The organism is Stieleria tagensis, assembly GCF_024129865.1.
In the GTDB taxonomy this organism is placed as follows: domain Bacteria; phylum Planctomycetota; class Planctomycetia; order Pirellulales; family Pirellulaceae; genus Stieleria; species Stieleria tagensis.
Genome location: NZ_JAMYFE010000154.1, coordinates 1 through 4083, shown reverse-complemented (window position 1 = coordinate 4083; position 4083 = coordinate 1). Strand labels below are relative to the sequence as shown.

Here is a 4083-nt window from a genome sequence, read left to right as displayed (position 1 = left end):
GATAGATCGCATTTCGTTCCCCGACTGAACAATGCTGGATTCTCGACGCTACGTCCATTCTGTAGACTTCCGTCATGGATACAGTTTACATCGAAACGTCGATCGTCAGTTTTGCCTCTGCTCGGCCGAGTCGCGACATCCAAACTGCTGCCTTGCAGCAGCAGGCTCGCGATTGGTGGGCGTTTGAACGTCCCAAGTTTAGCCTTGTCACTTCGCAAGTGACCCTCAACGAGGCCTCAGCGGGCGATCCGTCTGCTGCCGCTGATCGCTTGAAGCTGCTCGACGGCCTTCCACTGATTAACGTGGGTGCGGACGCCGAGGCACTCGCCGCACGCCTCATCGCGGCCCACACCATGCCACAGAAGGCGGCGGCGGACGCTTTGCACGTTGCCGCTGCGGCACTTGCCGGTGTAAACTACTTTTTGACACTAAATTGCACGCACATTGCAAACGCCCACGAATTGCCACGCATTTACAAACTGCTGCGAGACGAGGGCTACGATCAATTTCTGATTTGTACTCCATCCGAATTTCTCGGTGGTGATGACGATGAATAATCCGATCCTCGATGAACTCCACGCAATTCGACGGCAAATGCTTGCCGACGCTGGCGGTACACTTGCTGGGCTTGTTGCGAAGATCCAAGCCGATCAGGCGAAATCCGATCGTGTGATAATCAAGAATGCGGGGAACCATCCGATGCAACCGAGCGGCGAAGTCGGGCGTTTTGAAGTGGTCAATCCACCGTCGCCGCCGGTTGATCGGTGACGTTCCCCGACTGATAGTCCGCTCACGGGCGCGACTGTCTTCGCGACGACAACAACATTGAATCCTAACGTAACTCCAAACGACAACGCTGTGATACGCGTTGACGAAGATCAAGGATCTGTTCGTCGTGTCATTTGTGGTTCAATTGCAACGGCGTGCTCGGTTGCTTTGCTCATCCAATTCGCCGACTCGAAGTGGGGCGACTGGCCTTGGTACTTTTCGCCGCGTGAACCCGGGTTTGATCGTATCGAACTGTTTTTGTTCTTCTTCGTTCCTATTGGAATTACGGGCACGATCGCACTGTTTGCTGGCCGAGCAAAATACTGGATTCTCGGCTTGCTGTCGCTTACAATCGTGCTCAGCCTCGTTTGATTGCACCGCCGGCTACACACGACGGGGAACCATGAATTGCATCGAAGTCGGCAATCAGGTCGACTTAGCCATTACAACGTCGTTCGTTCCAACTCGATGAATTCCAACGTTACCCGACTGAAGCGAACTGCCCGACTTGATGTCACGCAATAAGCTCATCTTTGCAGCTGTATCCGCGGTAGCCATTATCGCAGCGTTTCCATTCGCTCGTGACAGGTGGAACCTACGTCAATGGTTTGTGATCTACTCGGAACAGAAAGCGACGATTGAGTTACTCGCGGACCACCCCCCAACCAACGTTGCTCCATCGGAATGGCGAAATGTGGTTGAGATTGTGCCTACGATTTGGGGCAACGTCACGTTTCATCCGGACTATTCTGGATTGAGCAACGAACAGATGCGTGCGCTTCAACTTCGGCTCCAGCGTTTGGTTGACAAGACGACCGGCGATACTGCATACAAGAGCGTAGACAGCATGTTTGAGATGATGCACGAATTCGCCCCCAACACTCGCTTTATCGAGGGATATCGAGAAGAGTTCAGGCGTCACGCTAGAATAGTCATGGACCAAGATTTGAGCCCGAGTGACACTTTCTAGTCGATCGACATTCGGGTAACCATCGGATGCACGACGAGTCGCCGAGTCGTGGTTGTTGAAGTGGAGGATCGCTCGCGGCGACCGCGTGATCCGTAGCGTTCGCCGACTGAATGATTCTGATGCCGATTCGCTCACTGAATATCGAAGAGTTCGCACCGCACCAACGGGAGTACGAACCCGTCCACCTTCTGGCCGAGTTGCGATGCCGGTTTGCACTTGATTCCGACGGCCGTGTTTACCACGTTCTCGCCCCACACAGATTTTCGGATGCAGACGTATCACTATTGTTTGACCTCCCATGTTTGTCGCAATTCTGTGGCTTTTACCACCCGCCGAGGATCGGTGGTTTCACTGCTGCCGGCTTTCATCGGGCAATTAGCCACCCGAACTTGCAGCGGTTTACCTTCGAGGGCAACTTGGCGTTAACGGACGATGCCATTCGTGACGCGTTGACGATCGGATTGGTGCCGTACCTCGGTCTTCCTCGGACGGCAATCACAAACGCTGGCGTGGAACTGCTCACGCGGCATGAGAATCTCCAAGGCCTAAGCCTGAACGGAACCCAAGTATCCGACGAATGCGTTCCCTTCCTGCGCGAGTTTCGCAATCTATCCGAGCTTTACATCAGCGACACGAACATTTCGCCAGGATCAGTCGCTATTCTACGATCATGTCTTCCCGGATGTCGCGTTGTTTCGTAACCAAATCCGCGGCGAACCACCCGATGGACACGGAGCCGCGGAGTCGTGTTTTTTGAAGTGGTTGATCGTTCGCCGCGGCCCGGGCATCGCAATCGTTCGCCATGCTCAAGATGGCATCGGTTTCCTTCTTCAGTCAATGTTCTTCGTCTATGGCCCAAGCTGACATTATCTACGTCGTAAATTCACAGGACCTCTTGACCGTTCTCGAAGAATTGAAGAAGCGCGTGGTGCATTGCTCTCGTGGTGGCCGCGTTCGCATTCCCGATGGAACGGAAATTGAGTTTCCCATCGGGCAAATTGTTGCATTATTAGAGCCAGCTTGGATGACCGTTTGCATGCTGGTTTATGGAGATAGCGGTGACGACGTGACATTTGAAATGGATGACACATACCCCCGCGTCGCAGACCTTGAAGGAACCAACGCCTACTTGGTTAACCTAGAGTTTTCGTTGCAGCTAATTGGCGACGTTGCAATCTTCCAGATATCGGATGATGGCCCGACTATCGCGATTGACTTCATAGAGCAGGGAATGATTGCGAACCGGTTTGAAGAATGCTTTTTTGGGATTCAAAATGTTTCACGAATTGTATTCAGCGAAGGTGAGGTCGACGCAAACTTGACGAGCGATGCTTTCACGGACCTGGACTTAACTCAAGATGACGACGATGGCTTCATCGACTACAACTTGATCGCAAGTGTGTTTTCGCACGCACGTGGAACCATCTTCCCGGTAGCGTCAGCCGCAAATGCAACTCCTGCTCGATTAAGCTCAGCTTATCAGTTCGACAGCATGTCGTTTGAATTGACACATGATGCCCATATAACGACGCCAAATCTGCTGGCTCTCTTTTTTCTAGAAGAGAATCCGAACGCAAAGCCAAAAGAAGTCGCTAGCCACCTTCTAACCAACCACGATGTTGAGATGGGTCTAGAAAAAATTGCCTGGTTAAGGGAACAGTTGCTCAAACGTGAGCCTTCGTGTGGTTGTCCGTGTTGTCCAATCAATCCCTTCTGGAAGGCTCGCCTGCCAGGTGCGTTGAGTAATGGAAAGAAATAGATGGCGAACCAGACGATGCACGTGAGTCGCCGAGTCTAGTTTTTTGAAGTGGTAAGTCGTTCGCGGCGACCACGTGATCGTTCCCGTTCGTCAATTCGAAACTCCTATGCAAGCCGTGAAAGAAGAACCGAATCCATACTCTCCCGTGTCGACTATGGATGTCGCGCCCGCCGGCGGATCACGCTGGCGGGCAGTTCCGTCATTTGCAACAGGCTTTTTCGGAGGGACTGCTCTACAGTGGGTGCTGTTCTGGACGGATACTTTCAGCACGGAGGTTCCACCCTTGGGCGGCGCTTTACTTGGCTTGCTCAGTGTGCTCGCAATTAACTTTCCTGTGGTCCGAAACAGACCGGCTTTTCTTTTCGCCGGTGCCATCGTTGGCAATCTAAACGCGTTTTGGTGCAATAAAGCTCCACTTCTTTACTGGGACATACCTCGCGATGTCGTTACTGCATGGGTACTCGCTTCGATCGCCTTCGCTCTGAGTTTTGCCATTAGTTTTGCCTCTGTCAGCTTGATGAGGCGGACCAAGTTGTTCCACACTTTGTCCGGTACACCGAAGTAGTGAACACGACGAACCATGAAT

General features: G+C 52.6%; 5 protein-coding genes. All 5 read left to right on the top strand.

The features are described 5' to 3' along the window. Window positions 1–74: 74 nt before the first annotated feature. The 5 genes from NHH03_RS26935 (at window position 75) to NHH03_RS26915 (ending at window position 3497) form a co-directional block, all read left to right on the top strand. Window positions 75–557 (top strand): type II toxin-antitoxin system VapC family toxin, encoded by a 483-nt coding sequence (locus tag NHH03_RS26935; protein ID WP_253161458.1) that lies wholly within the window; start codon window positions 75–77, stop codon window positions 555–557. Continuing rightward, complete coding sequence (locus NHH03_RS26930; protein WP_253161457.1) at window positions 550–768, top strand: hypothetical protein; 219 nt, start codon at window positions 550–552, stop codon at window positions 766–768. The genes NHH03_RS26935 and NHH03_RS26930 overlap by 8 nt, the downstream gene beginning before the upstream one ends. Window positions 769–825: 57 nt before the next feature. Further along, on the top strand, window positions 826–1140 hold the full coding sequence (locus NHH03_RS26925) for a hypothetical protein (protein WP_253161456.1): 315 nt from the start codon (window positions 826–828) through the stop codon (window positions 1138–1140). A gap of 139 nt (window positions 1141–1279) precedes the next feature. Beyond that, window positions 1280–1738, top strand: coding sequence for a hypothetical protein (locus NHH03_RS26920; RefSeq protein ID WP_253161455.1), 459 nt, complete (start codon window positions 1280–1282; stop codon window positions 1736–1738). 811 nt (window positions 1739–2549) lie between these two features. After that, window positions 2550–3497, top strand: a complete 948-nt coding sequence (locus NHH03_RS26915; RefSeq protein WP_253161454.1) for a hypothetical protein — start codon at window positions 2550–2552, stop codon at window positions 3495–3497. Window positions 3498–4083: the final 586 nt, after the last annotated feature.